The sequence below is a fragment of the Chitinasiproducens palmae genome (genome assembly GCF_900095735.1).
In the GTDB taxonomy this organism is placed as follows: domain Bacteria; phylum Pseudomonadota; class Gammaproteobacteria; order Burkholderiales; family Burkholderiaceae; genus Chitinasiproducens; species Chitinasiproducens palmae.
Genome location: NZ_FNLO01000005.1, coordinates 308488 through 335308, shown reverse-complemented (window position 1 = coordinate 335308; position 26821 = coordinate 308488). Strand labels below are relative to the sequence as shown.

Below are 26821 nucleotides of genomic sequence, written 5' to 3'. Positions count from 1 at the left end.
CCGAGCACGCGCTTTTCCACGAATGCCCTTGCTCGCATCAGTTGGTCCGTCGATTGATACGTCACGCGTTGCCCGTCCAGCTCGCAGGTCAACACGCCCGAGGCGATCGCCTGATCGAGCGCGTCGAGATCCGTTTGCGTTAGTGCCATAGCGGCCCTCACAGCCAGTTTTCGCGGTCCGGTATCCAGTCCGAACCGCCGTTGTCATAGTTACGCGGCGCCGGCTTGCTCGGTGCAGCTGCCGCCGCCTGGGGCTGGACCGGTGCCCCGTCGTCGGCCGCGTCGTCTTCGACTCGCTCAGTAGGCATGGCGCCAGCGCTGAAAAAGTCACTTTGCAGCGGGGCGACGCGGTCGGCGAGCACTTGCCACATGGCATCGGTGAATCGATGCAGGTCCAATGCGTGCGCCGCGAAGAGCGAATACACGGTGCAGTCCAGCACCTCGTTACGAGCGCCAGGCTTGCGCTTGATCCAGCGCGATTCCTCGCCGCTTTTCGTGCGCTGCACGATCCGCACTTCGGCGGTTAGCTGGTCGTAGAACGCGTCTTCCAGCTGGTCGCTAAAGTGCATGTAGCCTGGCCCCGGCTGGGTGAGCGCGAGCCGGTTGTGTATCAAGTCCTTGGCCGTATCGGTGCCTACGTGCCAGAGCTTCACGCCGCGTTTCTGGACCTTCCCGTTTTCGTTGACGTCCTGTTTTGACGGTTTGCCCTTGATCGGCTTGCCAGCCGCTGGGTCGCCGCGTATCGCATAAATGCGCCGATAAGCTCGATCACGGCAAAACGCGTACACCGAGTGCGTATGGTGTCCCTGCGAGTCGATCGCGACGGCTTCGATAGAAAGCATCTGACCAGCGGCATGCAAATAGCGCGTCTGCAAATAAGCATCGAGCTTGTCCCACGACTCGCGCTGCGCGGGATTCGCCGACAGCACCGTGTAATCGACGATCCACATTTCCTCGCCGCGACCGAAGGCCCACACAGTGATTTCGAACCGGTCGTCTTGCGTGTCGACGCCAGCCCCGAGAATCAGGCCGCCCATCGGCACGGTGCGCAGCGCGTAGGGTTCCGCACGCTTCTTGAGCAAGTCGACGTCTGTTTCCTCGACGTCCTCTTCCCACGTTTCGCCCAGCGTCGTGTTGACGAACGTCTTTAGCTCTGAGGTGTCGCCCGTCTTGGCTTTCTCTTTCGCCCCCTTGAACTCCCCAACCAGCTTGTCCCAGCCGACCTGCGGGCTGTAGGCCGTCCAGATCGAGAAGCCGACGGATGGCGGCGCTGCGATGCGCGTGCCATCGGGTGCCCGGAAGCGCCCGGCGTGGTCGATCCAGGTTCCGTCCTTCGACTTCCAGCGTCCCAGCTCCCAGACGTTCAGGTATTCCGCCTGGGTGTAACCCACACCGCAGGTCGGGCAGTGATGCACAACGCCCGCCGGATCATCCAGGTCGAACTTGAAGCCATGCGGCACACTCTTTCCGCCCCACCGGATGACGTGTTCGACTTGGCAGTTGGGACATGGCACATAGAACTCGAACTGCTTGGCCGTCTCGTTATGCCGCGACTCAATCAGCGAGAAACCTTTGAGCTTTGGCGTGCTGCCGAAGATCATCTTCGGGAACGTCGCGCCCTCGACACGCTTAGCGGCGAGCAGGCCCGGCGACCCTTCCTTTTCAATGTCTCGGTCGAAGCCGTCGGCCTCGTCGAGATAGCCAACGTCAACGGAAAGGCGCCGATAATTCTTGGCGGCCTTGCCACCGCGAATGTGCAGCGTCGAGCCGAGGAACACTTTCTGTCGCAGCGTGTTGTGCTTGCTCCGCTGCATATACGACGGAAACACCTCGCGCATCACCTCGACGTCGCGCAGCATCGGCTCGATCTCGGTTTTGACGAATTCCGCCGCGTCGTCGTCGGTCGGCTGCCACACGCACTGATTGCGCCGGCGGTGGTGCGCGAAATAGCCCATCGCCGCCATGATCATCTTGGTATAGCCCACGCGGGCCGACTTCTTGAACACGACCTCGCGTATGTCGTCGTTCGACATCGCATCGAGAATCGCCCGCTGATACGGATACGCGCTCCACCGCTGCTCAACGTAGCTGGACTCTGCCGACAAGTAGAAGTGATCCGAGGCCCACTCCGACAATGTCATCGGCGGCGCCGTCGCGAGGGACTTAAGCCCCCTCGTCACCGCTTTCTGTATCTCCGTCCTCTGTATCGTCGCCTGGTCCATCCAGCGCCTCATCCAATTTCATCGCGGCAGCTACGTTGCGCGCTCTACTGATTTCGGCCTCGATCGCTTCCACGTCCGAGGCCGGCAAGTGAGGCAGGCGACGCTTGACCTGCGGCGGTATCGCCTCAAGAATTGCACTCACCCGCCGGCCAATGCGCGCGCAGGTCGCTTCGAGTAACGCAATCGGGGCCAGCTCGCGGCGTTGCACCGCGTTGGCCATCTCGATTCGGATACGCTGTTCGCGAGCCAGGGCGGCCCGCTCTTGCGCCAAGTCCAGCTCGCCCTCCGAGTATCGGCCAGCGGCTTGCTCGCGCAGATGCCCGCAGTAGCACAGCAGCCATTCGTGTGCTGTGCCGTCGCGGGTAAGAATGCCGCGCATGATCAGGTCGCTGACGGCCGGCTGTGAAATGCCGACCATTGCGCCGAACTGCGCTTGCGTGATTGGCGTTTTCGTCTCAATGGCTTCTTGCCCCATCGTATAACCCCCTTACACACGGCTCGTAAGTAGTTTTCGAACAGGGCTCGAATTACCCGTGAGATACCCCGCCCCTGGGAAGGACCCATTGGCCGCGGGCGACGGCATCAACTGCCGAATTCGCGCTCGATTGCTTGGCGCAGCAGCTCGTCGCCGAACGTATCGACCACCTCGTCCGCCGTCTCGTAGAACGGGAAGCGCTGCGAATACTGCGGCGTTGAACGAGCCGCGAGCAACACCGGCCGAATGGCCCAGCCATGCGCGAACGGGTACCGAACCCAGATGCCCGGCGCCAGGTGGCGAGCACGGTACAGGCCGGCGATGAAGAAACGCGGGCCGGCACGCTTGCGCCGCCCCTTCGCACCGGCTTTCCCTTCGCGTCGCCCGCGCGAGATTGGCGTCTCGTTCGTGTACGCGTCACCCTGCGCACCCAACTGCGAAAGCAACTTTGAATACTGGCCGCGCTGCACGTTGCCATAGGCATCGAGCGATGCAGCAGCGGCCGGGACAAACTGCCCGGACAAACCCAACCGAGCCAGCAGCTCGCCCGCCCGAGCACTGCGACGGGCGAGCGCGTTCTCAACCCCTTTCGTGTTTCGCCTGCCGCCCTCGATCTGCGGCGCCAGGTACTTCGCCGCAGGCGTTCCCTTGTACGCCTCATCCTTGATGCCGACTTCGGCCGTCAGTTGCTGCGTGGTTGCTCGTCGCAGATACAGCGCGTTGAGCGTGTACGGCGTAGGACGATCGAAGACCTCGCGCATCTTGCGCACCAACTCGCCGCGCACTTCGGTCGCTAGATCGTTGAGAGCAGCCCGTTGCGCGTATGGCAGTTTGCGGTCGACGACTTCTCGCAGCCGATCATTAAGACCGGACGCATCGATGCTGATACCGAAATGCGCCATCTCCATCCCCAAAAGCAAAAGCCCCGAGAGCTTTTCGCACTCAGGGCTTAATCTGTTTCGTCTGGACGACCTTATCCACCGTACCGATCGAGCGCCATATATGGTTGTTTTGTCTCGAACGGGCTGCACGACTAACGCGCGGTGCCAGCGAATGAAACGGAATATAGCGGATGCTAACGCGACGACGCAACTACTTTCGTTCCCAGCTTTGCGGCGATCTGCCATTCCGTCGCCGCATCCAGTGCATACAACCAGCGCAGCAGCCGATCGAAACGCTCCTGCCAATGAGCCTCGAAGAGACCACGATCTATGCCCATAGCCTTCGCGCGCTCAGCTGAAGTGTGCCGGCGTCGCTTGGAACCGTTACACGCCGGGCAAACGCGCGTGAGCCTTGCGCCTTCGCCGTCTTCACGTTCGCGCTTGCCGAGGTGAATCAGCCCGCGCCCCTGGCAATGGTCGCAAACATCGTCGATCCACTCGCTCAAGGCAGCCGCGACGAAACGTTCGACTATGTCGGCCATTGGCGCGTCGACTGTCGCCACTCGTGGGTCGCGGAACTGCTGCTTGAATGAGCGGTACTTTCCGCGTTTGAATCGCGCCGCGCTCCGCTCCGCTCGTGCGAGCAGGAACACGGCCCTGCTCAACGACGCTCGACTACGCTGCTGCCCGTGCTTCAGTCGCACGAGAAGCGCAGCGACTTCGTCAACGCGTGCCAGCGCGGCCAACTTCATGGCGGCATCTCCGACGCCGTCGGCCAACTGACCAACGGGGTTCATCGCGACGGCCACCTGCTCGACTAATTCGATTTCGCTCATTTTCTCTGCCCTGCAAGGGGCCTCGTTGCAATTCGAGAGCGGCGCGCCAGCACCGACACCGGTAGAGCGGCGCCGCCCAAAGTTGGTTTCCGCTCAGTCTTCGTAGAGGCGTGAGTGTGTGCTGCAATACCCGCGGCGCTTCGCACCTGCCCCGATGACGACCGTTGCGCGGCAGCCGCAGCGCACGCCGTCCTGCCCAACGTGGGCGCACACGCGATCGTCTACCACCGGCGATCCGCCCGCGGCTGCGCTGCTCTGGCTTGTTGCTGAACCGGGTTTAGCTTTCGTTTCGAGATACGCGAGCCGGCGCAGTCGGATGTTGTCCCAGTGCTGGAACAGCTTCCTGGGACTCAGAACGATGTTTCGCCAGAACCTGTCGTTGATGGCCCAGCGGAACAGAACCGCAGCGCGTTGCGGTGTGCGCTCCTCGGTCAGACCTCGGGCCAGCTCCCACGCCCAGCGTTGCACGGACGGCTCCGGCGCCTCAGGGCGATGCGTGACCATGTAGCGGGTCATGGCTTCCGCCAGGGCGTTCGTTCCGTCAACATCAAGCCTTTCTCTCTCGCCCCCCTTCCCTTCGTTTACGTTTATTGGTTCTAAGAGAGACGGGTTTTTTGTTTCTCTGATTCTTGGGGTATTAGTCGGTAGCTCGTTCCGGTGGCTATCTTCCACGAACTGGCCCACCGCATCGTCATCGAACTTTCCGCTTTCTGCGGCGAATGTCACAGTTGCCGATTGACAGCATTCGCTGACGGAAGCGGCCTCGCATCCCTCATGTTCCGGTGGCAGCGCCAAAGAATGCGAACCGTCGGCCAGTGTCGAAAAAACGGCGTGGTCGACGCGGACCTCTTGCACGCGCTTTGCCGCCCGCGCGCGCGCCACGCCCATTAGCCTCGCCGCGACGACAGCTGGAATGTGCAGGTAGTAGAACGTCTGCGCCCACTGCTGCCGATAGTTGCGCTTGCGCTGGCGCGTGATCCATCCAGCGCGCACTGCGTGCGCCAGGTACTTGCGCACCGTTTTGTCGCAAAGACCCGTGTCGGCGCACAGCTGCTGCTCGGAAGGGAAACAACTGTCCTCCCACCGGTTGGCGTATTTCCGAATGGCAAGCACCACCAGCCGCGCCAACGCCGGCAGGTCGCTGATCGCGACCGCGTCCGCGAACCGGCTCAAAGGAATGTCATGTGTGGTCATAGGTCAATGCACCGACGGATCGGTGAAATTCTCGAACTTGGTCAATGGACCGTTGAAGGCGAGCCGAACCGTGCCGATTGGACCGTTGCGCTGCTTGCCGATGATGATTTCAGCCGTTCCCGCGTCCTGCGAGTCCGGGTTATAGACTTCGTCCCGGTAGACAAAGAGGATTACGTCCGCGTCCTGCTCGATAGCGCCGGACTCTCGGATATCGGCCATAACTGGCCGCTTGTTGGGCCGCTTCTCCAGGTCGCGATTCAGCTGACTCAGAGCGATCACAGGGACGTCGAAGTCCCGCGCGATACGCTTGAGGGCCTTCGACATTTCGGATATCTCAATCGCCCGTATGTCATGGGGCTTGTCGGGGTCCATGATCTGCAGGTAGTCGATCACGATCAGCCCGAGCTTTCCGTGGTCACGCTGGAGCTTGCGCACTCGGGCGCGAACTTTGGACGGCGTGACGCCCGGCTCGTCGAAGATGTGCAGAGGCGCACCGTTCACACGCTGGACGGCATGGGTGATGTGCGGCCAATCGTCGTCGCGGGCGCCAGTCCGCAGCCGCTGCAATGGGACACGGCTGTACGACGCGAGAGTACGAGTAGCCAATTGCTCCGCCGGCATCTCGATCGAGAAGATTGCGACATTCTTACGACGCTCAATCGCGATGAATTCGGCCACGTTCATGGCGAACGAAGTTTTTCCCATTGACGGGCGTCCAGCGACGATAACCAGCTCGCCACCATGCAGGCCGTCCAGCTTTCGATCTAGATCGCAGTATCCGGTCGACGTGCCCAGCGGCTCGTTCTTGTTTTCCCGCTGCGCGGCCGCGTCGACGTGTTCGACGACGCGGCACATGACAGCATTGAACGCAGAGTCTTTGCTTGTCGCGGGGCACGCTTTATCCGCAAGCTCGGAAACGCTGGCGAGAATTGAATCGATGACGTCGTTCGCCGTGCGTCCGGCCGGGTTCATCGCCGCGTCAGCGCTCGCACGACAAAGGCGTGATGCCTCCCGCAGCAGTGACCGGTTCCTGACACCTTCGGCGTACCGCGTCGCGGCTGCCGCGCTCCCGGTGGCTTGCACCAGGCTATTGACATACGCCAAGCACTGTTCGACGACGTCACCGCGCGAGGCGATGTAGTCCGACACCGTTACCGGATCGGCGATGATTCCGTTGTCGATCAGGTGCGAGATGGCGGCGAAGACTCGCTTAGTGTCGGCGGTCGCAAAGTCACTTTCGCGCACCAACTCGGCAACGTCTGCATAGGCTTCGTTATCGATCAGCAGCGCGCCTAGTAGGCTCTGCTCAAGCTCAATCGCTTGCGTCAACAAGCGGGCCTCTGTCGGGCCTTTCTGCGCCATCATTCCCCCGAGCTACGACGAGCCGCTTTATTGTTCGGCGCGCACGCGCGCTTTTTTGTCGGCCGCATGGCGAGCGCGTACCCTGGCTTGCCACTCCTGCGTTCCCGCGCGCAAGCGTGAGAAGTCTTTCTCGATGGCAGACATTTCAGCATCGTCGATAACTTGGTCGTCAGCGATAGAGGCTTCAATGCTGCGAGCGGCGGCGGCAAGATGCGCGAGCACTTCGTACAGGCAGCTCGTCAACTCTTTGTCGCTCAATCCGTCGATCGACGGCAAGGCGACTGCGACGCGGCCAATCCGGGCTTCCATCGCGTCGATATGTCGGGCAGCGCCCTCGACGCCCGCCTCGGCGCACAACTCGGCTATCTCGGTCGCTTCCTCGAACGTCACATGGTGCGACGCGATGCCTGGTCGCAGCTTGTTGTAGAGCACGTGAGCAGAGCGGCCCATGCGCAACGCAAGCGCTTCGACGCCGCCGGGGTACGCTCGCGCCAAGTTGTACAGCGCGTCGTGTTGATTGATGTCGTGATAGAGGTAGGTCACGGTAAACGCAGTTTCCTGTTGACGTGGCACCTTTGCTGGACGCTTCGTAAGATGCACTGGAAGCACACCAACAAATGGTCGACCCACATGAGACGTACAAAAGCAGCCTCCTTTCGATTCCGCGCTCGGCTGGAGATACGCGCTCATGTGGACGCTCGACGAACGCAGCTAAGCTTCGAAAAATTGATGACGACCATCGTCGGCGCCGAGTATGTCCGAGCGGGACTTATCGCGTCCCCGTCGTGCGTCGCAAGGGAAAAGCGCGTCGGCGGTTATCGCGTCATCTAGCTTTGCTAGCGTGTCAGCCCGCGGGAAATAGCTAGCGTCGTTGACGATGCGCTGTACCGTGCGGTAACTGACCGCAGCCTGCCGCGCAAGCCGTAGACGCTGGCCCCTATGGGCGCAAAGCCACGTTCGGATGTCATAGAGCGATCTCATGGGGCAAAGAATAGGACATTTATGTCTTGCTAACAATCCTTTTTTGCGACATTTATGTCCTACAGCGGTTGCTACGATGACCGGATGGCTACCAGTCACGAAAATCTTGCACTCCGCTTGGCCGATCTCATCGGGCCGGGGCGCCCGTTCAAAAGCGGTAATCAGCTCGCAAAGGCATTAGGCCAGCACCAGCGGGCGATTAACCGCTATATAAACCTTGAAGTCGTCCCAACCCTGGCGGCCGTAGATCAAATCGCACAAGCACTTGGCGTCGAGCCAGCGGCACTGATTGGACCGATCGGAGGTGTTTCGTCGCCGGTCTTTTCACCCGAAATCGGTTATTCGATTCAGCTACTGCGTCAAATGAGCGCCGAAGCACAGGCCAGAGCAGCGGCCGTGCTTGAGGCGCTGGCCCGAGATGACGTAAAGCGCAATATCTCTCCGGCTGCGTCCGAACCCGCTATACTGTACAAACATACAGTCCCGCGACATCTAGAGGACGTGGATCTAAGTGCGGAGGAAGACGGTGCAGGGTCGAAAGGTAAGGGAGATACGCGAAATAACCGGCGGTGAAATGGCCTCCGCGCTTGAGGCTTTAGCGGTTATGGCTAGGCGCGGGGAACTTAGAAGCCTAGCCTTCGGCATCGAGACAAGCGAAAGTGACTATCGCATAGGTCTATTAGGCGGGTTCCGCAGGCGACCGATCGAGGCCGTCGGAATCGCAGCGCGCATGACCGCTGTCGCGAATTCCCTCCTAACTGTCCGGCTACAGGAAGCAGACGCCGCACGGGACGGGCGCTTGAATACGGGAAATCCAAAGAAAAGCAAAAATTTCTAGACACGCCTGCTTGCCTATAGGACATATATGTCTTATTCTTTGCTCACACTCTCTTGGAGCGGTGAGCAATGTTTCCTTATCAATGCACCTACGTCCCCGCAGGCCGAGTCCCGGCCGATTTGCTGAATCCCACCATACGCCTGCAGGCGGCTAATGCTCTCGCTGCTGCGCTGCTGACACGCGCCATTACGGGCTGCGACTGCGTCCTCGAAGTCGAGCGGGTGGCGCAATGAAAACCTTTCTCGTCAAAGTCACTTTGGCCACCGGGCGCCTCGCGCCGTATCACGCGCTCGCGCGCTCGTCGTGCGACGCCTGCGTGCATGCCCTGCTGCTTCACGACGCCGCCTTGCGCGTCACAGCCGCGCCGGTGCGGTCATGAAGCGACCGCTATCGCTCCTGCTGATATGGGCCAGCATCTTCGGTCTGCTGGCGCTTGTCGGTCTCATGCAAGAGCTTGACGACCGAGCCGAAGGCATCACGATTTCTACTCGCTCGCACAGCGTATAGGAGTCCTTATGCCTCGAACGCCGCCCCATGTCTCCGACGCCGACCTGAGGTTCGAGTGGATCGCGGGCAGGTTTCGAGGCGACTTCGCCGAATCGGCGCAGCTTCCCCACATTCGCGCCATGCTCGTCGCGCTCGCGCGTCGACGCAAACGGCGAGAGGAACGGATGCGTCGTTTCCCTGATACGAAACGCCGGCAGGCCGGCGACACGGAATAACTGATGACTCTCTACCTTCGCACAGCGGCCCCGCATAGCGGCCGCAGGCCGGCGCACGTCCAAACGACGATTACCGTAGGCCCGCACGTCCTCGAATGCGCCAGCGTTCGAGGCACACCACTGCACGAATACCGGCTAATGCGCGGCGCCCAACTCGTTCGCTCGTTTCTCTCGGTGCCGACTGTCACCGATTGCGATCGGGCACTGCAGACCGGTGCTTGCAGTGGCTTTGGCGTAGCCCGAACCGTTCAACAGCGGCCGGAAAAATGTCGGAAGTCAGAGCGCACCCGGTGAATTCTGCAGCCACGCCGCTGTGGCTTTGTTTCGGCGCTCTTGCAATGCAGAAGCACAGGCACGCGCCTCTTCCTCGGTCGCGAAAACGCCCGCGACCATGACAGAAGCAGCCGGGCGCCCCTTGTTGACGATATCGCCCGTTATGCGAATCACGTCGTGCAGGGTTGCAACAGACACAGTGAAGGTATGAGGCGCGGCGTAGTTCTCAATCAACACCGCAAACAAGTTACCTATGGAGTCGGACATGCTCACTGGCACCTTCATGGTTTTAGACGACGACGATTTTATCCCGGCCCTTCGGCAGAACGACGGACCGGTCATGAACCGCCTCAAACCTACGGTTTCTGACGCTACCTTGACCGTCGACATAGTGGTTTATCAGGGCTACGTCTGCAAGAACCGCTTAGGGCCACCGGGTGCCCTTGCCGACGTATTCCCCAGGAGCGCCGATTACGAGACGCTGCGCGCGACAGCCCCGTTTCGTGGACTGTTTGCACGGCACCTTGCACAACTCCGCACGAAATCATGAGCAACCGCCCGCCATCCCTTGCCCTGGAACTACTGCCGCCGATCGTGCCGGGGCGAATGAAAGAGGCCATCGCGCAGGCCGGCGGAAAGTCCGCCGATCTTTGGATGGTTCCACCTGACCAGATCCACTACGACCCACTCGACAACATCCGAGCGTTGGACCAGGAGCACGTCCGCCACCTTGCGGATTTGATGCTTGCGAACGGCTACGACAGAAAGCACCCCATCGGCTGCTTTGTGCGCAAGCGCGACGGCCGGGACATCATTTGCGTTTATGCCGGCCAGCACCGATACCATGCCGCCAAGCTCGCCATTGCGGAAGGCGCCGACATTCGGGCCATTCCAGTCGTAATCGATGCCGCCAAATTCGTAAGCCGCTCGTCGCTAATCATTGCCGGCGTGAACGGCAACAAGGGCGCATCACTCACGCCGCTTCAACTTGCCGCCGCAGTCGCAGACCTGCAACGCGAGGGGCTTAGCTCAAGCGCGATCGCAAAGCAACTTTGCGTTACCGACCAAACGCTGCGCGACTTGGAAGTGTTGCGCGCAGCGCCGGCATGCGTGCTCGAAATGGTTGCGCGTGGCGAGGTTTCCGCGACGCTCGCAATCGAGCAAATTCGCCAACACGGCTCGGACGCGGCAGTTGCGCACCTGGAAGCAGCTGTGCGCAAAGCGAGAAGCGCCGGCAAGGCTCGCGCGTCAGCGAAGCACCTGCCGTCCATCCAGACGCAAGACGCGAAACAGCAAAACCCCGCCGCCAAGCCGGCGCCTGCCGTGGCACTGCTTCAGTCCGTGGCCACCGACCCATCATTCGCATCGCTTGCCGCGCCACTGCGTCAACGCATCGCGCGATTCCTGGAGACAAACGCGCAATGAATCACAACACACCGCCCGACGACGGCCGACCGTTGGCCGACCTGATTCGCGAACTCCGCGAGCACCGCGAATTCGTCCCACGTCACGAGCTGGAGCTGTTGGACCACGTGGCCGACTTCGCAGCCCGTAACGAAGTGACAGCCGTTCCGGCGAGCGCTCGGTACGCGGTACTGGCGTTACACGCGCGATTCGTGCGAAGTGCGAGTGATACAGCCTCATGACAACCGGAAATGCATGGCCATCGGTCCAACGCGCAGAGCGGTCTGCGACTTATTTCTGTTCGATCTGCCGGTTTTTCTCCTCAAGGCGATGGCACCCGCAGCTCTTGCACACCGACCGCGCAAACTCGCATAGCAAGCGAAAGCTCGGAATGCGCCGTTCGCATAAGGCTTACCAACTGCTCACGTATTCCCATCCACGCGACACGCCGGTTCTCCGAGGTTGCAATTTCCGGCGCCCATCGGATTGTTTCCGGGTTGTAGATGTTGCAACTGTCGGAGAGGGTTTCAAGCACGGAGAAACCATACGCTGCCGCAGCCGAACCCTGCGCGCCGGCTGGATAGAGGGCTCTGACATCATCGTTTGTTGGCCGGTAGTTCAACCGTCTGACCGCATGAACAACGTGTCCAACAGCGATCTCGGAGTGTTCTTCGGCGAACGTCTGCACCGTGCGGAGCTCTTGATCGAGATTGGCCACGATGTTTACCAAATGAGGGTAAAGCGAAGCACACGTTACATACGCTCGAAGCCGCTCCTCTTTTCTGCGTTGATGCGTTTCCCAAAATGCGGCAAAGAGAGCTGTCACTACAGCCAGGAGAGTGCCTATGCCCTGCGTCCAACTGGCAGCGGTCGATCCTTCATTCCCCCAAAGGCGCACGAAGAGCCAGACGATGCATGCGGTGGCAAAAATCCCGATCGACAGCCAAAAGGCGGGCTGGGCCCACGGCCAACTTCTCCAGTCGGTAAGTCGCATATGCGGAAGTGTGTGGTCGGACGGAGTAGGAATGATATTCCACCGCGAACGGCGCCGCGCGGCGCGTGGCTCAAAGAGACATATTGGCGTGTTCGAAGAATCCGGCATCGGGTAGTGACTGTCTCACAGCAACTGCCGAACCGACCGCTGCCAAGAACGATAAACGAGTGGAGGATGGAATGAGCGAAACGTTCCTGACCCAAGAAGAAATGACTGAGCTGAGCGGCATCAAGACCGGAAAGAAAGGGCGCACTCGCGAACAGTTGCAGGCCGAATGGCTACGAACGAGCGGCATACCGTTTTGGACGAATGCCCGAGGGAAGCCTATAGTCGCCCGTGTTTCGATCGAGGGGCGCGGCGCGGCGACAGAGCCGCCGACGCGCGCCTGGCAGCCCCGCGTTGTTAATGCGAGATAGCCGTGGGACGTAAGCCAACCCGTAACCTCAGCCTGCCGCCCGGCATGCGGGCGCGACATCGTGGCGCGACCACCTACTACTTTTTCGACCTTGGGGGCAGACCACGCAAGGAAGTATCACTTGGCACTGACTTCGTGGCTGCCGTCCGTAAGTGGTCAGAGCTGGAACAAGCAAAAATTCCGCGTGCGGCCGTGGTGACCTTTGACTATGCAGCCACTCGATATATGAAAGAAGTGCTGCCGACAAAGAGGTCTCGCACGCAGGCTGACAATTTGAAGGAACTGCCCTACCTTCGGCAGTTTTTTGGCGATCCCCCGGCGCCGCTAGACGAAATACGGCCGGTCCACGTCCGCCAGTACCTGTCGTGGCGAATCGAAAAATCGCGCGCCCGCCTCACCGAGCTAGGTCGCGATGCGCCCGCAAACGCCGGCGCAATCAGGGCAAACCGTGAGATTGCCTTATTCAGCCACATCTTCAACTTCGCTCGACAGCATGGGCTGACTGACGCTCCAAACCCGTGTGTCGGAGTGAACAAACACAAAGAGACAGGTCGAAACGTGTATGTCGAGGACGACATCTACAAACGCGTCTACGAAGCGGCGGATGCCGCGGTTCGGGATGCGCTGGACTTAGCGTACCTCACCGGACAGCGGCCGGCCGATACTCTGGCCTTCGACGAAAGGGACATAAAGGACGGGGAACTATGGCTCTCGCAAGGGAAGACCGACCACAAGCTGCGGATCGAGATTACGGGTGAATTGGCGCAGGTTATCGAACGTATCAGGGCGCGCAAGCGAACCTACGAGGTCGTCAGTACGAGCCTGATCGTCAATGAGAGCGGTGAGCGCCTGACGGCTTACGCTTTCCGCGCCCGCTTCGACAAGGCCCGAAAGACTGCTGGCGTCGACAAGGCGGGGTTCCAATTTCGCGACCTTCGCGCCAAAGCGGGGACAGACAAGGCCGAGAGTGCCGGCGATATCCGCAAAGCGCAGCTACAGCTCGGCCATAAGTCAGTAGGGATGACAGAGCACTATGTTCGCCGCAGGAAGGGCGATAAGGTCGGCCCGACTCGCTAAAGACCGTTCCGCAACGGTTCGCAACATCTTGAGACAAAAGGCTTTTTTTCGGACCGTGCCGCCGTTTTTGCGGAACGCTCGCACGATCCGAGGCATTGATTTACAATGACTTTCTGCCGGACTCTTAATCCGTAGGTCGAGTGTTCGAGTCACTCACGCCCCACCAAAAGAATCAAGGGTTAGCTGTCGTTAGGTTTTCCACAATCGATAGTCTTTTCCGCAAAGTAGCCCGCCACCGCGCGGGCTTTTTTGCGTCCTCGTGTCGCGAGACGGTTTCGCGTCGGCAGAAACGAGGCCAGAAGCGTCACCTGTGTGACACTTCCGCACGAAGTCGTCAGTGGGGCCGGCACCCGCGCAGCAGGCATCCTTACTTGCGTTCGGCCATTCCTGCCCACGCCAGCGTTGATCGGACTTCCCACGGTGCATTAATAACGCACTGGTCGAACGCATCGCCACCTGCACATCCATCCAGCCAACCTCACTGGGATAAAAAGGTCGACCAACGCTCGTTGGGCCTGGTAGTCACCGACGGTAATGCCTGGATCCGAGGCTGAGCCCGACGGGCCGCTTGCGGACCTGCCAGCTCATCAACTGGAACACGTGGTGCACCGTGTTCTTGTTAAAGCCCAACAAATGCGCGACCGTGCGATATCCAAATAATGGCAACTCTTCGATCATCGCCTTGATCGGCGCCGGGAACTTCGGGTCAACCTTCGGCGCGGGGTCCACTGGCTTCCCATACACCGTGCGGCGCCGCGCACCGAAACAGCAGCACAACTTGGCAATCGAGATGGTAATGCCGTCGGCAGGAACGATGCACCGGTCTGATCAAAAGAGCGCCTTCCACGTGCTGGTTTGCGCCTTGTCGAGACTTGCATTGATCATCATCGGCACTTTGCGCGCCGCCGCCCAGAAAGGGTGGAAGCCCCACCCTTCCAGGAGGGGCCGTCAACCTTGAGCACGGGCTGCTCCGTTTCCGGCGAGATGTCCCGGTTCGACTGGAACAGGTCGAGAGAAGCGCTGCCACGCGGGTCGCGGGCGCTGTTCATCAGCGGCTCAAGGTAGTCGACGCCTATCCGGACGCGGAAGAAGCGGCCGCACATGGCGGCTTCTATCGTGTAACGCTGGTGCAAGCTACAAGCACGAGCCATGCGCGCCAACCACTGTGCTCCATTTGCAAGCTACCTGCCTGTGCGGGATCTACCAGATGCGCATCTCTTCTGTAAGCGCGGCGTCAACGCCGGCTCGATACAAAGCCCAACGATGCGACCCTTTCGGATGCGGGTTATCGATAGTCCCGGCTTCAAAATCTTTCTTTCCTGCGCTGAAGGCGGTGCGGTCGAAAATAATTGCAATGCGCTGCTTCTTAGCCAATTGCCAAAATCTACAATCGAAAAACGAAAGCACTTTTCTGCGCCTATGTTGCAAGCCGTACTGACAAAAAACTGGGGTGCTGTAATTTTTGGAAAAATTAACGTTAAATACGTAACGGATCAACGATGCCATAGGATGACTTACGGGGAGACGCCGCAGTGCTCCAATCACTCCCGATCGTCTGCTAGGGTCGGCTGAGCAACTCCATCTGGCAATGCCGTCGCCTCTGCCAGCGTCCCGTCATGCTCCGGAAACGGATGTTTCCTACCGAAGCCTCGTCTGGCTAGGGAAAGCACCAAGACCCTACACTAAGAATTAATGAAATTACGGCTTCTTAAGCGTTTGACCCGGCAAGCTATTCTGAACTTATCTCAAAATCACTTACTCCCCTTCTGGTCAGGCGCCGCAGACAGCACTTTTAACGAAGCAGTCGCACAACAAAGCGGTTCTGTCTCACTAGAATTTCCCGTGGCTTTGCGTTACATGGCATCCTTGTTACAGACTGCGATGCGAACTTGAGGCACTTTGGTTCGCTCACCTATCCTGCGACGTCTTAAGCCCAAATGATTTACTCCGTCCAGTACCTCCGCGCTTTTGCCGCCGCACTGGTTCTTCTATGGCATGTCAAGACAAAAAGCGCCCAGGTCGGCGGAGATCTTTTCTCTGACTTCAAGTTCGGTCTTGCCGGCGTAGATATATTTTTTGTGATCTCCGGATTCGTCATGGCCTTTATCTATGCACGGACGAAACCGGGTGCCAGCAACCTGCTTCCATTTTGGGGGCGGCGATTTGTGCGAATTCTGCCGCTTTATTGGCTTTTGACATTCGCCGCACTTGCTATTTTTTTGGTCGCGCCGGAAAAGGTTAACTCGAGCGGGGGAACGACCAGCATTTGGAAATCTTTCCTGCTCGTACCGGGCGAGGACAAGTTCCTGATAGAGAACGGCTGGACACTGAGCTATGAGATCTACTTCTACGTACTGTTCTCCCTCGCCTTTCTGATTCCCTCGAAAGCACGCGGACTGCAGACGGTGGCAGCGCTGATTCTGGCGATCGTTAGCGTTGGAATCACAGGAACCTTTAACGCTCCATTCCTCGCCAGCCCTCTCCTGATGGAGTTTCTGTTTGGGATAGCTGTCTATGTTTTGTTTACTCGCAAGGACTATCCATACGTTCGAGGATTCGGTCTGCTAGCACTGCCCTTGGGCATTGCTGGCATCTGCGCAGTCCCATTGATGCATGCCCACTTGCCCGGACGATCGTGGTTGACTGTTGGACTACCTGCCGCCCTTATCGTGTTTGGCGTGACCTCTCAGGAGCACTGGCTTAGAAAGATGCCTTCGCGACTATTGGAAAAGCTTGGTGATTCCTCATACTCGATGTATCTTCTGCATCCTTTTCTATTGGCGATCGCGGGAACGCTTTTCAGAATGATGCACCTGAAAAATCAGGGTATGGCCGTAGAAATTGGTTACTGGATAGCCACTATAATCGCGGTCTTGGGGGCCAGCTTCTTCCTCTACAAATACGTCGAGAGGCCTATCATCCACACCTTGCGCTTCGCAATTCCGTTTGTTAAGAACGCGCATCGACGCGTACATCCGCTGCCTGTTGAGGCGCGCGACTTGTCAAAGTAGACGAGGATTGCATGCAACATTGGTAAGACGACGATGGCTGGTGATGGAAACTAGCGGAACGAGGGTAAGCGCTTGCCGCGGTGGATCGGTCTGGATGCGGTCCCTTGAAATCCGCGACGTCTACTACCGTCGGATTGTTGGTCGGTCGTACAGCTTGGCCCAGCGGGACTGCCTGTGCGACAGCGCCCCTATTTGTATCCATCATGCAGATCAAGGCATGCCCGATCGTCATTTCGATGTCGTCAACCGTGATGCTGGGCGGCCGGTCCGCTTTCCTCCCTATGCCAGTGGCGACCGATACGAATTCGTGGGCGAACATGCGCCCACCCCAATTCTAAGAAAACAGGAGGCCGCTTGCAGCCCGACACGTCGACCAGACGGATTCGATGCGTCTTGCCGTTGTTCGGCTTGATGCTCGTCGCCGCGGCCCAGGCGGCGGAGCCGTTGCCACGGGATGTGCAATCCCTTGTGTCGCGGCGCGATCAGTGTGAGCACTGGGCTGGCGAGGAGCCCTATGATCGTGCTCGCGCGAGGCAGATCACGGCCGCCATGCAACAGTTGCGTTGCGAGCGGGTGGACAATGAAATACAGCGCTTGCGCGGGCGGTACGCGTCGCAGCCGGCCGTGGTGCGAGCGCTCGCCGACCCTGCGGAATAAGGTGTTCCGATGCCTGGATTCGGCGCAACGCGAGCAATGGCGAGTCGAGCGCTGTTCGACGCTGCGTGAAGCAATAGGCTCAGCCACTGCAACTGATGTTTGCAGACAGCGACGATCCGCGTGCCCTCGGCGCTTCCAACAGAACGCGGCCCGCGCCGACGGCACGCTACCGTGCAGCCCCATTTCAGCGATATCGCTCGACCTCGCGGCAGCACGTTGGCGATCGGTGATGCCCGTCGGCTTGAAGCGCAGGGGTGAACACTACGTGTAGCCATGAGCGGTCAGCGCAGCGCGCGCTGGTTCCCTTCTTGGCAGTGGCCAGTGGTTCGAAGCGGTCATGATTGCCTGCCTACAGAACCGGGCTCATCGTTCGCGGCGCCTCAAGGCAGTCGTCCCAATTCGGCCGCCGGGTATCGCACGCCAGCAGCGATGCCAAGATGTGCGTTGAAAGCAGGCGAACAGGCGTGAGTCGCGTCGGTCAGCCGTCGTCAACCCGAGCGGAAAGCGCGCCGAAGGGTCAGGCCGGCACGCGGGCACCGGTTTCGATCCATCGATCGATCAAGGTTCTTGCGCGCGCGTCGCCTATGTCCCATGCCTGCTCGGCGGTGGCAAAACGACTTTCCTCGACATGACGGAAACGATGCACTGCATGCTCCGCATCGGTGCGATCCCGGTAGGGGATCACGCACTCGAAGCTGAAAGCGGCATCGGCGGCTAGCGCCGTGGTTTCGACGGAAAACCCACGATAGACGGTACGGCGGTTCGGCGGACTCATCCCTTCCTCTGTCTGTCCTGTATTTCACACGCGGGCTTGTTCTACGGCTCCGGGCACCGTGTGTGTTATTGCTCATTACGAATTCGACACGGTCTCCAGCACACGGCGATCCCGCTCGTGACGGCGCTGCGTCGCTTCCATTGTGCGACGCTCGGAGCACATGCTCATCGCACGGTGAATCGAGGCGCGAAGAACAGTACCCGTACTTGAGTGCGTCATTGTGTAATGCGTTCGGTCTCCGTCCAGCGGCAGGGAAACGGATCGAGGCGTCTTCCATTAGTCCCGTACCCCCGCGGCAACGCGCGATGCGGCATCAGGGTCAATGCGTCTCACCCACGACAACGTGCGATCCGGCGCCGGCTGTAGGCATCGCCGGCGCCTCTTGCTTCGGACTGCCAGCGTGACAACACGGTCATGGCGCCAATGCGACCGGCAGCTCGCCGCCGCCCTTGTGTTCTGAGAGGCTGATGATCGTATGGACCTCCTGCACCATCGGCAGGCTTGAGAGGCGGTCGGAGAGAAAACGCTCGTAGGCCTCCAGGTCGGTGGTCACGATTTTGAGTAGAAAGTCGATGTTGCCAAGGACGCTGTGCAACTCGATCACCTCGGGGAAGGTGTCCACCGCCGCACGGAACGCCCGCGCCGCGTCCGAGGCTTGCCGGCTCAAACGGATCTGGGCAAACAACTGCATGTTCAGTCCGAGCTTCTTGCGATCCAGTTGCGCGACTCTGCGCACGATGATGCCCGCGCGTTGCAGGCGTTCCACGCGCCGCCAGCACTGTGACTGCGAGAGCCCTACCCGCTCGCCAAGTTCGCCGACCGACACACTGGCATCGCGCTGGAGGGCAGCGAGGATCTTCCGATCGACTGCATCGAGCTGCATAGCTATTCCCTTTGAGGAAAGAATCGAGAAAGAAATTTTCGGGATTGCCGCGTGTTTTTCCGAAAGACGAATAATGCTCGCAGAGGTACGCGCGTAAGATTCTCTCCCATGGAATCCCGGATTGACAAATGCGCTCGCTCTTGAAAAACCCGCTGGCTTTCGATCTGCGCGCGCTGTGGCAAAGTCTGCTGCTCGTGCTGGTCTTCGTCGGTGTCAGCCAAATCCTGCAGTGGTCAGGGGTCGGGGCCGGCGCTGCGCCGTTCGGCTTCCTGTTGATGTTATTGGCACTGGTCTGTCGCATCGTGCCGTTGTCGGTGTTCGAGCGTGGCGCGCGCTGGTTGCTGGCGCAAAGCGCGCTGTTCTTCATTCCGCCGGTCGTTTCGATCGCGCGCCAGCGCGATGTCCTTCAGGCCGACTGGCTGCCGCTGCTAATCGTCGTTGTTGGTGGCACCGTGCTGACGGCAGTGATGACGGCACTGTCGGTGGAAACGGCGTGCCGAATCCTGACGCGGAGGCGAGCATGACTGCGCTGGCCGGCTGGATCGGCGTGACTTGGGCGCTCTACCTTGCCAACATGAAGCTCTATCGGCGATGGCAGCGGCTGTGGCTGTCGCCGATGCTCGTCACGCCGGGCGTGCTGATTGTGGCGATAGCCGCGTTGGGCCTGTCCTACGAGAACTACCTGAACGCGACCCGTCCGCTGGTCTGGATGATCGGACCGGCAACGCTGGCCATGGCGATACCGGTGTACCAGCATCGTGGGTACATCCGTCAATGGTGGCCTGCGCTGCTGTGCGGCACGATCACCGCGACGGTCACGGCGGTAGCAAGTGCGGCCTGGCTCGCCCGCTGCTTCCATCTACCGGAAACGGTGTCGCACAGTCTGGTGGCCCGCTCGATATCGCTGCCTTTTGCGTTCGCGGTCAGCGATGCGCTGGCCGGCACGCGTGACCTGACCACGCTGTTCGTGGTGGTGAGCGGCATCGTCGGCATCGTGATCGGCGATTTCGCGCTGGCGCTGCTACCGTTGCGCAGCGAGCAGGCACGCGGCGCGTCGCTCGGCGCAATCGCGCAAGTGGTGGGCGCAGCACGCGCGCACGAACAAAGCCCGGCGCGCGGCGTGATGGCCAGCCTGACGATGATCTTCACTGGCGCGCTGTCCATCGTGGTCGCGCCATTTCTGAGCCGGCTGTTCCTGTGACGTGCGGACGCCGTGCCATCGGGCGTACGGCGTTGTTGCCGATGAAGGCTGGCGGCGCGGTCCGCTGCCCCCGTTGACAGGCGAGAGAGGCGGGGCATGCGAAACATACGCTGTGCGCCGCGCGCCGTGTCGTGACGGCATGCCGAAAGCCGCGTGCGGCGCGCTTTCCGCATCTGCTCCTCTCCCGGCCCCTGCCGGCGCGCGCGACTGCCTGCGCCAAGATCGGCCGGCCGCCTGCGCTAATTCAGGCGCTGCCGCCACCGCCCTGCGTACCTTGCTTGATCTGAATCAAGCCGGCCCTGGCTCGCATCTCCTTATGATGCGGGACGTGGCCCGCCTGCCGGACTGGCAATTACGCTCAAGTCTGGGCCTGCCGCGCCGTTAACGTCAGCGTGTTGAAAGGTGCTCGCGCGCCAGCGCCACGCGCCCTTCATCACCGCTGCCGAGACGCAGCGCCGCCGGGACAGCGCGACCGCAACGAAGACGCGCCCTTTCCGAGTTGTTCGAACACCTATGCCAGTACAAATCTCGATCAAGGCGCGCATCGCGCTTGTTGTCACGTCACTGTCGCTGCTGCTGATCGCCGGCGGTGCAATGGGCAGTCTGGGGGTCTATCGTGGCAACAAGGCACAGGAAAATCTCTACAAGAATCAGTTGGCTTCGGCAGTCGCACTGGGCCGCGTTGCCGCGCTGAACGCGGAGGCCTACCTCGCCCTGAACCGTCTGGCGCTGGCGCCCGAGGCCGACGAAGCAGCGGCGTTGCCGAAGCAGGTGCGCGAGGCCCTGGCCGCGTCGGACAAACAGTGGCAGGCCTTCCGCGCCCTGCCGGCCGACGCCGAGGAAAAGCGGCTGGCCGAAGTACTGGGGGCAAAGCGTGAAGCGCTGGTGCGCCAGGGCTACGATGCGGTGCTGACCGCTTATCAGGAGGGACGCAAGGAACAGCTCGCCGCGCTGGTCGGTGAAACGGTGAAGCCGCTTGCCGGCGACGCGAGGACGGCTACCGACGCGCTGAACGCCTATCTGATGCAGCAGGCGCAGGCGGACTATGAGGAATCGCAACGCGTTTTCCAGTTCTTCGTGACGACGACCGTTGCGGGCCTGGCCGTGGTCTTCATCGCCGCCGCGCTGGCTTTCCGCTCTCTCAGCCGCGCGATCGCGGCTCCGCTCGAAGCGGCTCTGCATCATTTCGATGCGATTGGCGCCGGCGATCTGACCACGCGCATCGCGATCCGCTCGCGGGACGAGATGGGTCGTCTGCTCGAAGGCCTGAGCCGTATGCGTGACAACCTCGCTGCAACGGTCGTCAGCGTGCGCAACGGCAGCTCGGCGATTGCCGCCGGCGCGCAGCAGATCGCCAGCGGCAACGCCGATCTATCGGCCCGCACCGAACAGCAGGCCGCGTCGCTGGAAGAAACGGCGGCCAGCATGGAGCAGTTGACGGCAATCGTGAAGCAGAACGCGGACAACGCACTGCACGCCACGGCGCTGGCGAACGAGGCCAACGGCATCGCGAAGGAAAGCAACACGGCTGTCTCGAACGTGGTCGATTCGATGCGCGGCATCAATGAAAGCTCGTCGCGTATCGCCGAGATCATCGGCGTGATCGAAGGCATTGCCTTCCAGACCAACATCCTGGCGCTGAATGCCGCGGTCGAGGCGGCACGCGCTGGCGAACACGGCCGCGGTTTCGCGGTGGTCGCCAGCGAGGTGCGCAATCTCGCGCAGCGCTCGGCGGCTTCGGCGAAGGAAATCAAGACATTGATCGACGACTCGGTGGACCGCGTCGGGGCCGGTTCGGCGGCAGTTGAACGAGCTGGCGAAACGATGCACGGCATCATTGGCGCGGTCGAGCGGGTAGCCGCCATCATGGCGGAGATCGCCGGCGCGTCGCGCGAGCAGAGCGAAGGCATCGAGCAGGTCAACATCGCAATCTCGCAAATGGATCAGGTCACGCAGCGCAATGCCGCCCTCGTCGAAGAAGCGGCGGCCGCGGCCGATGCCCTCGGTCGGCACGCGAGCACGATGCGCGACGTCGTCGACCATTTCAAGCTGCTGGACAGGCCGCAAGCCCTGTCTGGCGAGGCGACAGCGGCCGCGCCGGCACACGATGGCGGCATGTCGGGTCTGCAGCCAGCCTGACGCCGAGCTTTGGCCCGCTCGCGCCTGGCAGCCGAAGCGGCGGTCAGGCGACCGCGGCAAGGGCAAGCCCCTCCATGCGGCCGGGCGCTCCTCTGCTCGCTTCGATGCGATCATCGCCGTGTGCGAGACCAGCACGATGCGCTTCATCGTCTCCGGCAGGCGGGCGGGCCGCTTGGCTCACCACAAGTCCTTGCCGTCGGTTCACGGATCGCGGCAAGCCGTCCAGTGTGGATTACCCTGCTGCGATCGGGCCGTCATCGGGTAAATGACGGATAATCGGTCAGCCGCCGTTTGCCCGTCATCCATGTCCGCCATTCTCAACACCGTCTTTCCGATCTTCGGGCTGATACTCCTGGGCTTCCTCTGCCGCCGTACCGGCAGGCTGGGCGCCGCAGCAGCAAGCGAGATCAACCGCTTCGTCGTCTGGCTGGCATTGCCCGCCCTGCTCTTCCAGGTCACCGCCGCGTCGCACTGGTCCGACATCTGGCAGCCCGGCTTCCTGATCGCATTTACCGGCGGGGCCTTGCTGGTGTTCGTTCTGACACTGCTGCTGCGATTGCGCACCAGCCACCTCGCCGATGCCAGCATCGACGGGTTGAGCGCTTCCTATCCCAATGCCGGCTTCATCGGCATTCCGCTCTGCGTGCTGGTACTCGGCCGCGATGCGTTGCAGCCCGCGATGATCGCCACGCTGCTTACCGCGTGCGTGATGTTCGCGGGCACCATCGTGCTGATCGAGGTTGCGTTGCAAGGCGAAGGCAATCTGGGGCAGGCGATGCGCAAGGTCGGACGTGCGTTGGCGACCAATCCGCTGGTGATTGCGCCGGTCGTCGGCGGCTTGTGGGCAGCCACCGGCATCACGCTGCCCACCGCGCCGCAGCGCCTGATCGGCCTGCTGGCCGACGCGGCCAGTCCATGTGCATTGATATCCCTCGGTGCGTTTCTCGCGCAGAAACAGGCTGGCACTGGTAAGGGTGCAAGCTGGATCGTCTTCGCGAAACTGGTGGTCCAGCCGCTCGCTACCGCCGCACTGGCCTTTTCGGTATTCCATCTGCCAACGCTGTGGGCCGCGTCCGCGGTGCTGCTCAGCGCATTGCCGACTGGCACCGGTCCTTTCATGCTGGCCGAGCTGTATCGTCGCGAGGCGGCGGTCGTGTCTCGCGTCGTACTGGTATCGACGCTCATCTCGATTGCGACTGTGTCGCTCTGCGTGCATCTGTTCAGCCCGGCCGCCTGAGCCGGCGACAGGCCGACTCATGTCCGTCGCTTCATGGCCGTCGCTTCATGGCCGTCGCTTCATGGCCGTCGCTTCATGGCCGCCGGCCGGGCGGCTTAGGGTCGGTCCGCGAGCGGCCAGCCCTGGGTTTTCGTAGAATGGATCATCCGTGTCCGAGGCCGTAAGCGATGCAGCCCCCCGTGCCACCGAATGAGCCGCAGCGAATCGAGGTGCTGGAACAGTACGGCATCCTCGACACACCGCCGGAAGAGCGCTACGAGAACATCGTCGATCTGGCAGTGGCATTGAGTGGCGCGCCGATCGCGCTGGTCAGCCTGGTCGCCGCCGATCGGCAATGGTTCAAGGCAAAGGTCGGGCTGGACGTCTGCGAGACCCCGCGCAATATCTCGTTTTGCGCGTACGCGATCGCCCAGCCGGACGAGCCGATGGTGATCGCCGACGCCTCGCACGATCCGCGTTTCGCGAACAATCCGCTGGTTACCGGTCCGCGCCATGTGCGCGCCTATGCCGGCGTTCCGCTGGTGACCGATGGCGGCCTGGCGCTCGGCACGCTTTGCGTCCTGGATACAGAGCCACGCGCCTTCAGTGCCAAGCAGATCGACGCATTGCGCAAACTGGCCAGCCAGGTAGTCGCGCTGCTCGACCTGCGGCGCGGCATGAGCCGGCTCGAAAGCTTGCGCCTGCGCTTCGAATCGTTCATGAACGCCGGCCCCTTTCTGGCGTACATCAAGGACAGCGACTGGCGTTTCGTCTATGTGAACCGACCGTTCCTCCAGCGTTTCGGCCTGCACGCGGATCAGGTCATCGGCTCCAGCGACTTCGACCTGTGGCCGGAATCGGCCCCGGCCTTCCGACGCAGCGACGAAGCCATCCGGGACAGCACGCAAAGCCAGAATTTTGTCGAGGTGCTCGACGCGCATCCGGAAGACAAACTGTACTGGCGCTCGTACAAGTTCCCACTCTCGATCGAGGAACATTTCTATCTGGGCGGCGTCTCGGTGGATATCACCGAAACGCAGCGGCAGCGCAAGCAGCTGGAAGACTACCAATCCAGGCTGGAGGAAGCGGTAGAGGAACTGCGGCTGAGCAGCCTGACCGATTCATTGACGCGCACCGGCAATCGGCGCGCCTTCGACGCGCAGTTGACGAAGCATGTCGAGCAGGCCGGACACCTTGGACGCCCGCTCTCGTTGCTGGTGCTCGATGTCGACCACTTCAAATCGTTCAACGATACCTTCGGGCACCAGGCTGGCGATGAAGCACTGAGCGCGGTTGCCGCGAAGCTGAGGACCAGTTGCGGCGATGGCATAGGCGTGTTTCGCTATGGCGGCGAGGAATTCGCGCTGATCCTGCCCGATGCCGACGCGGCGACGGCGTTGGTGGTGGGTGAGCACTGCCGGCAGGCGATCGCGTTGACGCCCTGGCCGCTGCGCCCCTTGACGATCAGCATCGGCACCGCGACGCTGCGGGCGTCGGACACGCCGACCGCCCTGCTCCGGCGCGCAGATGCCGCACTGTATCGGGCCAAGGAAACTGGCCGCGACCGGGTCGTCGGCGGATAATTCGGTCACGCGCCCGCGAGCAGTCGACCGCTCGCAGTGTGAAGCGCGCGCTCGGCTCGCACGCGGCGCGGCTCTCTTTCTGACTCGGATTGCCACCCCTCATGCATTTTGAAGATATCGATCTGCGCGCCGATCCGGCCGCACGCCCTTATGTGAAGGACGAAGTCGTCGAGGTGTCGTTCGCAACAGGCGATGGCGCACTCGACAGCCTTGAGGGTGCAAACCGCTACGCACCGGGTGACGCACTGTTGCGCAGCGCAAGCGGTGAGTGCTGGGTGGTCTCGCGCGACCGCTTCGACGCGAAATACTTTCCGGCGGATTCCGAGACAGTCGAGGGTGCACCGGGACGCTATCGCAATCGTCCGTCGCAAATACTGGCCAAGCGCATCGACGTAGCGTTCTCGGTACGTCGCAGCGCCGGCTCGGACGTGCTTGAAGGCGTACCGGGCGACTGGTTGGTGCAGTACGCGCCCGGTGACTACGGCCTGGTGCAGCAGGCACGCTTCGCGCGCGTCTATCGCCTCGCGTGACAGCGCGCACCAACCTGGCTCGCGACGCATGGATGCGCGCGTAGCGAGTGCGTCGCCACCGCCACTGCGCGTCCATTGCGCGACGGCTCCGGAAGCGAACGCCGCGAGCGCGACGTCGTTCCGCGCAGCCACCATGGCGAACGTAAGGCGCCATCGATCGCGCCATCGATCGCACCAGCAAGCTCGCCAACGATCTCGCCACCATCTGGTGGCGCGCGGCGCCGACGGGCAGCCATGTCACTGCGCAAGGAAACCGCCGTCCACCGCGAGGATATGCCCGGTCGTCATCGCTGCAGCGGGTGATGCAAGGAATACCATCGCAGCCGCCACCTCCTGCGCGGTCGCCAGCCGGCGAAGCGGTGTCACCGCCGCGATACGCGCCATCAACTCGGGCTGGCGCGTAAGTGCGGCGACGAACTGCGTATCGACGTAGGTGGGCGCGACGGCATTGACGCGAATCGCATGGGGCGCCCACTCGACGGCCAGCGCCCGTGTCATGTTGACGACGGCGCCCTTGCTGGTCTGGTAGGAAATATTCGGATAAACCCCGCCGCCGGACAAACCCATGATCGACGCGGTGTTCACCACCGCGCCGCCGTGGCCTGCTCCGATCATGCGACGCGCCGCTTCCCGCGCACACAGGAACATGCCGGTGACGTTGACGTCCATCACTCGTTCCCATGCCTCGCGGCTCAAGTCGACCGCGGCATCGCGCAGCGCAATGCCTGCGTTGTTGATCAACACGTCGATGCGACCGTGCGATACAACGGCGCGCTCGAACACCTCGCATACCTGGTCTTCACGTGTGACATCTAGCACGTGACGGCTCCATGTCCCGCCCTCGCCACTCGCTTCGAAGTCGATCGCTTGCAGTGCCTCGTGGTTCTGGTCGAGCAACACGACACGCGCGCCCGCCTGCCGGCATAGCTTTGCGGCCGCGAGGCCGATCCCTTGTGCGGCGCCGGTAATCAGCACCACCTTGTCATCCAGCCGGAATAAGTCCATTGCTGCCGTCATCGTCGCGCTCCTAGAGAGTCGATTGCCTGCCGACGAGTTTAATATATTTATTGATATATCCAAAAATCGCTGCTAACTTGGTCATACGCATCTGGTCCGGTCCCGGGCAAAAACTTTCCAACCAACCCTGAGCGTC

General features: G+C 61.4%; 29 protein-coding genes and 1 tRNA gene. 15 read left to right on the top strand and 15 right to left on the bottom strand.

Features of this window, described 5'->3' with window-relative positions; all coding sequences use genetic code 11:
* The 8 genes from BLU54_RS24550 to BLU54_RS10925 form a co-directional block, all read right to left on the bottom strand.
* A partial coding sequence (locus BLU54_RS24550; protein WP_170845069.1) for a phage head-tail joining protein occupies positions 1 to 149 on the bottom strand: 149 nt, incomplete at its 3' end.
* An 8-nt stretch (positions 150 to 157) separates the two neighbouring features.
* On the bottom strand, positions 158 to 2221 hold the full coding sequence (locus tag BLU54_RS10955) for a phage terminase large subunit family protein (protein WP_170845113.1): 2064 nt from the start codon (positions 2219 to 2221) through the stop codon (positions 158 to 160).
* Positions 2163 to 2696 carry a terminase small subunit gene (locus BLU54_RS10950; RefSeq protein WP_091907970.1) on the bottom strand — a complete coding sequence of 178 codons (534 nt, stop codon included), beginning with the start codon at positions 2694 to 2696 and terminating at the stop codon, positions 2163 to 2165. Before BLU54_RS10950 ends, BLU54_RS10955 begins: the two co-directional genes overlap by 59 nt.
* A 107-nt stretch (positions 2697 to 2803) precedes the next feature.
* Positions 2804 to 3727: a hypothetical protein gene (locus BLU54_RS10945; protein ID WP_139169651.1), complete on the bottom strand. Its 924-nt coding sequence runs from the start codon at positions 3725 to 3727 to the stop codon at positions 2804 to 2806.
* Between the two features lie 44 nt (positions 3728 to 3771).
* On the bottom strand, positions 3772 to 4413 hold the full coding sequence (locus BLU54_RS23250; RefSeq protein WP_139169649.1) for a DnaJ-like cysteine-rich domain-containing protein: 642 nt from the start codon (positions 4411 to 4413) through the stop codon (positions 3772 to 3774).
* 93 nt (positions 4414 to 4506) lie between these two features.
* Positions 4507 to 5607 carry a helix-turn-helix domain-containing protein gene (locus tag BLU54_RS10935; protein WP_091907963.1) on the bottom strand — a complete coding sequence of 367 codons (1101 nt, stop codon included), beginning with the start codon at positions 5605 to 5607 and terminating at the stop codon, positions 4507 to 4509.
* Between the two features lie 3 nt (positions 5608 to 5610).
* On the bottom strand, positions 5611 to 6969 hold the full coding sequence (gene dnaB / locus BLU54_RS10930) for a replicative DNA helicase (protein ID WP_091908048.1): 1359 nt from the start codon (positions 6967 to 6969) through the stop codon (positions 5611 to 5613).
* Positions 6970 to 6996: 27 nt separating this feature from the next.
* Entirely contained in the window at positions 6997 to 7659 is a 663-nt protein-coding gene (locus BLU54_RS10925; protein WP_139169646.1) for a phage regulatory CII family protein, read from the bottom strand.
* Positions 7660 to 8004: 345 nt separating this feature from the next.
* Here BLU54_RS10925 and BLU54_RS10920 point away from each other — a divergent pair, with 345 nt between their 5' ends.
* Positions 8005 to 8523 carry a helix-turn-helix domain-containing protein gene (locus BLU54_RS10920; RefSeq protein ID WP_091907959.1) on the top strand — a complete coding sequence of 173 codons (519 nt, stop codon included), beginning with the start codon at positions 8005 to 8007 and terminating at the stop codon, positions 8521 to 8523.
* A 494-nt stretch (positions 8524 to 9017) separates the two neighbouring features.
* Positions 9018 to 9167, top strand: coding sequence for a hypothetical protein (locus BLU54_RS23710; protein WP_170845110.1), 150 nt, complete (start codon positions 9018 to 9020; stop codon positions 9165 to 9167).
* Between the two features lie 619 nt (positions 9168 to 9786).
* On the opposite strand, the gene BLU54_RS10915 is transcribed toward BLU54_RS23710, so the two are convergent.
* Positions 9787 to 10050, bottom strand: coding sequence for a hypothetical protein (locus BLU54_RS10915; protein WP_091907957.1), 264 nt, complete (start codon positions 10048 to 10050; stop codon positions 9787 to 9789).
* Between BLU54_RS10915 and BLU54_RS10910 the strand changes: the two genes are divergently transcribed.
* Both BLU54_RS10910 and BLU54_RS10905 read left to right on the top strand, forming a co-directional pair.
* Positions 10049 to 10333: a hypothetical protein gene (locus tag BLU54_RS10910; RefSeq protein WP_139169643.1), complete on the top strand. Its 285-nt coding sequence runs from the start codon at positions 10049 to 10051 to the stop codon at positions 10331 to 10333. The two genes, BLU54_RS10915 and BLU54_RS10910, sit on opposite strands and share 2 nt — an antisense overlap.
* Positions 10330 to 11208, top strand: coding sequence for a ParB/RepB/Spo0J family partition protein (locus BLU54_RS10905; RefSeq protein ID WP_091907953.1), 879 nt, complete (start codon positions 10330 to 10332; stop codon positions 11206 to 11208). Before BLU54_RS10910 ends, BLU54_RS10905 begins: the two co-directional genes overlap by 4 nt.
* Before the next feature lie 301 nt (positions 11209 to 11509).
* Here the strand turns inward: BLU54_RS10905 and BLU54_RS23245 are convergent, their stop codons facing one another.
* Complete coding sequence (locus tag BLU54_RS23245) at positions 11510 to 11905, bottom strand: hypothetical protein (protein ID WP_139169641.1); 396 nt, start codon at positions 11903 to 11905, stop codon at positions 11510 to 11512.
* A 455-nt stretch (positions 11906 to 12360) separates the two neighbouring features.
* On the opposite strand from BLU54_RS23245, the gene BLU54_RS10895 reads away from it, so the two are divergent.
* The 3 genes from BLU54_RS10895 to BLU54_RS23705 all read left to right on the top strand — a co-directional run bounded on the left by BLU54_RS10895 (position 12361) and on the right by BLU54_RS23705 (position 13839).
* Positions 12361 to 12597 carry a DUF4224 domain-containing protein gene (locus BLU54_RS10895; RefSeq protein WP_091907949.1) on the top strand — a complete coding sequence of 79 codons (237 nt, stop codon included), beginning with the start codon at positions 12361 to 12363 and terminating at the stop codon, positions 12595 to 12597.
* A gap of 2 nt (positions 12598 to 12599) precedes the next feature.
* Positions 12600 to 13673 carry a tyrosine-type recombinase/integrase gene (locus BLU54_RS10890; protein WP_091907947.1) on the top strand — a complete coding sequence of 358 codons (1074 nt, stop codon included), beginning with the start codon at positions 12600 to 12602 and terminating at the stop codon, positions 13671 to 13673.
* 89 nt (positions 13674 to 13762) lie between these two features.
* Positions 13763 to 13839, top strand: a tRNA-Lys gene (locus BLU54_RS23705).
* Positions 13840 to 14195: 356 nt separating this feature from the next.
* Here the strand turns inward: BLU54_RS23705 and BLU54_RS23700 are convergent.
* Both BLU54_RS23700 and BLU54_RS23240 read right to left on the bottom strand, forming a co-directional pair.
* The gene (locus BLU54_RS23700; RefSeq protein ID WP_170845109.1) at positions 14196 to 14402 is read right to left on the bottom strand and encodes a hypothetical protein; all 207 of its coding nucleotides are present in this window, start codon (positions 14400 to 14402) and stop codon (positions 14196 to 14198) included.
* A gap of 471 nt (positions 14403 to 14873) precedes the next feature.
* On the bottom strand, positions 14874 to 15179 hold the full coding sequence (locus tag BLU54_RS23240) for a hypothetical protein (RefSeq protein WP_139169639.1): 306 nt from the start codon (positions 15177 to 15179) through the stop codon (positions 14874 to 14876).
* 431 nt (positions 15180 to 15610) lie between these two features.
* On the opposite strand from BLU54_RS23240, the gene BLU54_RS10875 reads away from it, so the two are divergent.
* Together BLU54_RS10875 and BLU54_RS10870 are read left to right on the top strand one after the other, a co-directional pair.
* On the top strand, positions 15611 to 16684 hold the full coding sequence (locus BLU54_RS10875) for an acyltransferase family protein (RefSeq protein WP_091907943.1): 1074 nt from the start codon (positions 15611 to 15613) through the stop codon (positions 16682 to 16684).
* Between the two features lie 354 nt (positions 16685 to 17038).
* A complete protein-coding gene (locus BLU54_RS10870; RefSeq protein WP_139169638.1) occupies positions 17039 to 17341 on the top strand; it encodes a hypothetical protein in 303 nt (100 codons plus the stop codon).
* A 517-nt stretch (positions 17342 to 17858) separates the two neighbouring features.
* On the opposite strand, the gene BLU54_RS10865 is transcribed toward BLU54_RS10870, so the two are convergent.
* The gene (locus tag BLU54_RS10865; protein WP_091907938.1) at positions 17859 to 18116 is read right to left on the bottom strand and encodes a hypothetical protein; all 258 of its coding nucleotides are present in this window, start codon (positions 18114 to 18116) and stop codon (positions 17859 to 17861) included.
* Positions 18117 to 18528: 412 nt separating this feature from the next.
* Positions 18529 to 18999, bottom strand: a complete 471-nt coding sequence (locus BLU54_RS10860; RefSeq protein WP_211435332.1) for an Lrp/AsnC family transcriptional regulator — start codon at positions 18997 to 18999, stop codon at positions 18529 to 18531.
* A 128-nt stretch (positions 19000 to 19127) separates the two neighbouring features.
* On the opposite strand from BLU54_RS10860, the gene BLU54_RS10855 reads away from it, so the two are divergent.
* The 6 genes from BLU54_RS10855 to BLU54_RS10830 all read left to right on the top strand — a co-directional run bounded on the left by BLU54_RS10855 (position 19128) and on the right by BLU54_RS10830 (position 25668).
* Complete coding sequence (locus tag BLU54_RS10855; protein ID WP_091907934.1) at positions 19128 to 19523, top strand: CidA/LrgA family protein; 396 nt, start codon at positions 19128 to 19130, stop codon at positions 19521 to 19523.
* Positions 19520 to 20200, top strand: coding sequence for an LrgB family protein (locus BLU54_RS10850; RefSeq protein ID WP_091907931.1), 681 nt, complete (start codon positions 19520 to 19522; stop codon positions 20198 to 20200). Before BLU54_RS10855 ends, BLU54_RS10850 begins: the two co-directional genes overlap by 4 nt.
* 513 nt (positions 20201 to 20713) lie before the next feature.
* Entirely contained in the window at positions 20714 to 22339 is a 1626-nt protein-coding gene (locus BLU54_RS24460; protein ID WP_091907929.1) for a methyl-accepting chemotaxis protein, read from the top strand.
* 304 nt (positions 22340 to 22643) lie between these two features.
* Positions 22644 to 23576: an AEC family transporter gene (locus BLU54_RS10840; protein ID WP_091907927.1), complete on the top strand. Its 933-nt coding sequence runs from the start codon at positions 22644 to 22646 to the stop codon at positions 23574 to 23576.
* A 167-nt stretch (positions 23577 to 23743) separates the two neighbouring features.
* Positions 23744 to 25138, top strand: coding sequence for a sensor domain-containing diguanylate cyclase (locus tag BLU54_RS10835; RefSeq protein WP_091907925.1), 1395 nt, complete (start codon positions 23744 to 23746; stop codon positions 25136 to 25138).
* 101 nt (positions 25139 to 25239) lie between these two features.
* Positions 25240 to 25668: a PGDYG domain-containing protein gene (locus tag BLU54_RS10830; protein WP_091907923.1), complete on the top strand. Its 429-nt coding sequence runs from the start codon at positions 25240 to 25242 to the stop codon at positions 25666 to 25668.
* 237 nt (positions 25669 to 25905) lie between these two features.
* On the opposite strand, the gene BLU54_RS10820 is transcribed toward BLU54_RS10830, so the two are convergent.
* The gene (locus BLU54_RS10820; RefSeq protein ID WP_091907918.1) at positions 25906 to 26685 is read right to left on the bottom strand and encodes an SDR family NAD(P)-dependent oxidoreductase; all 780 of its coding nucleotides are present in this window, start codon (positions 26683 to 26685) and stop codon (positions 25906 to 25908) included.
* Positions 26686 to 26821: the final 136 nt, after the last annotated feature.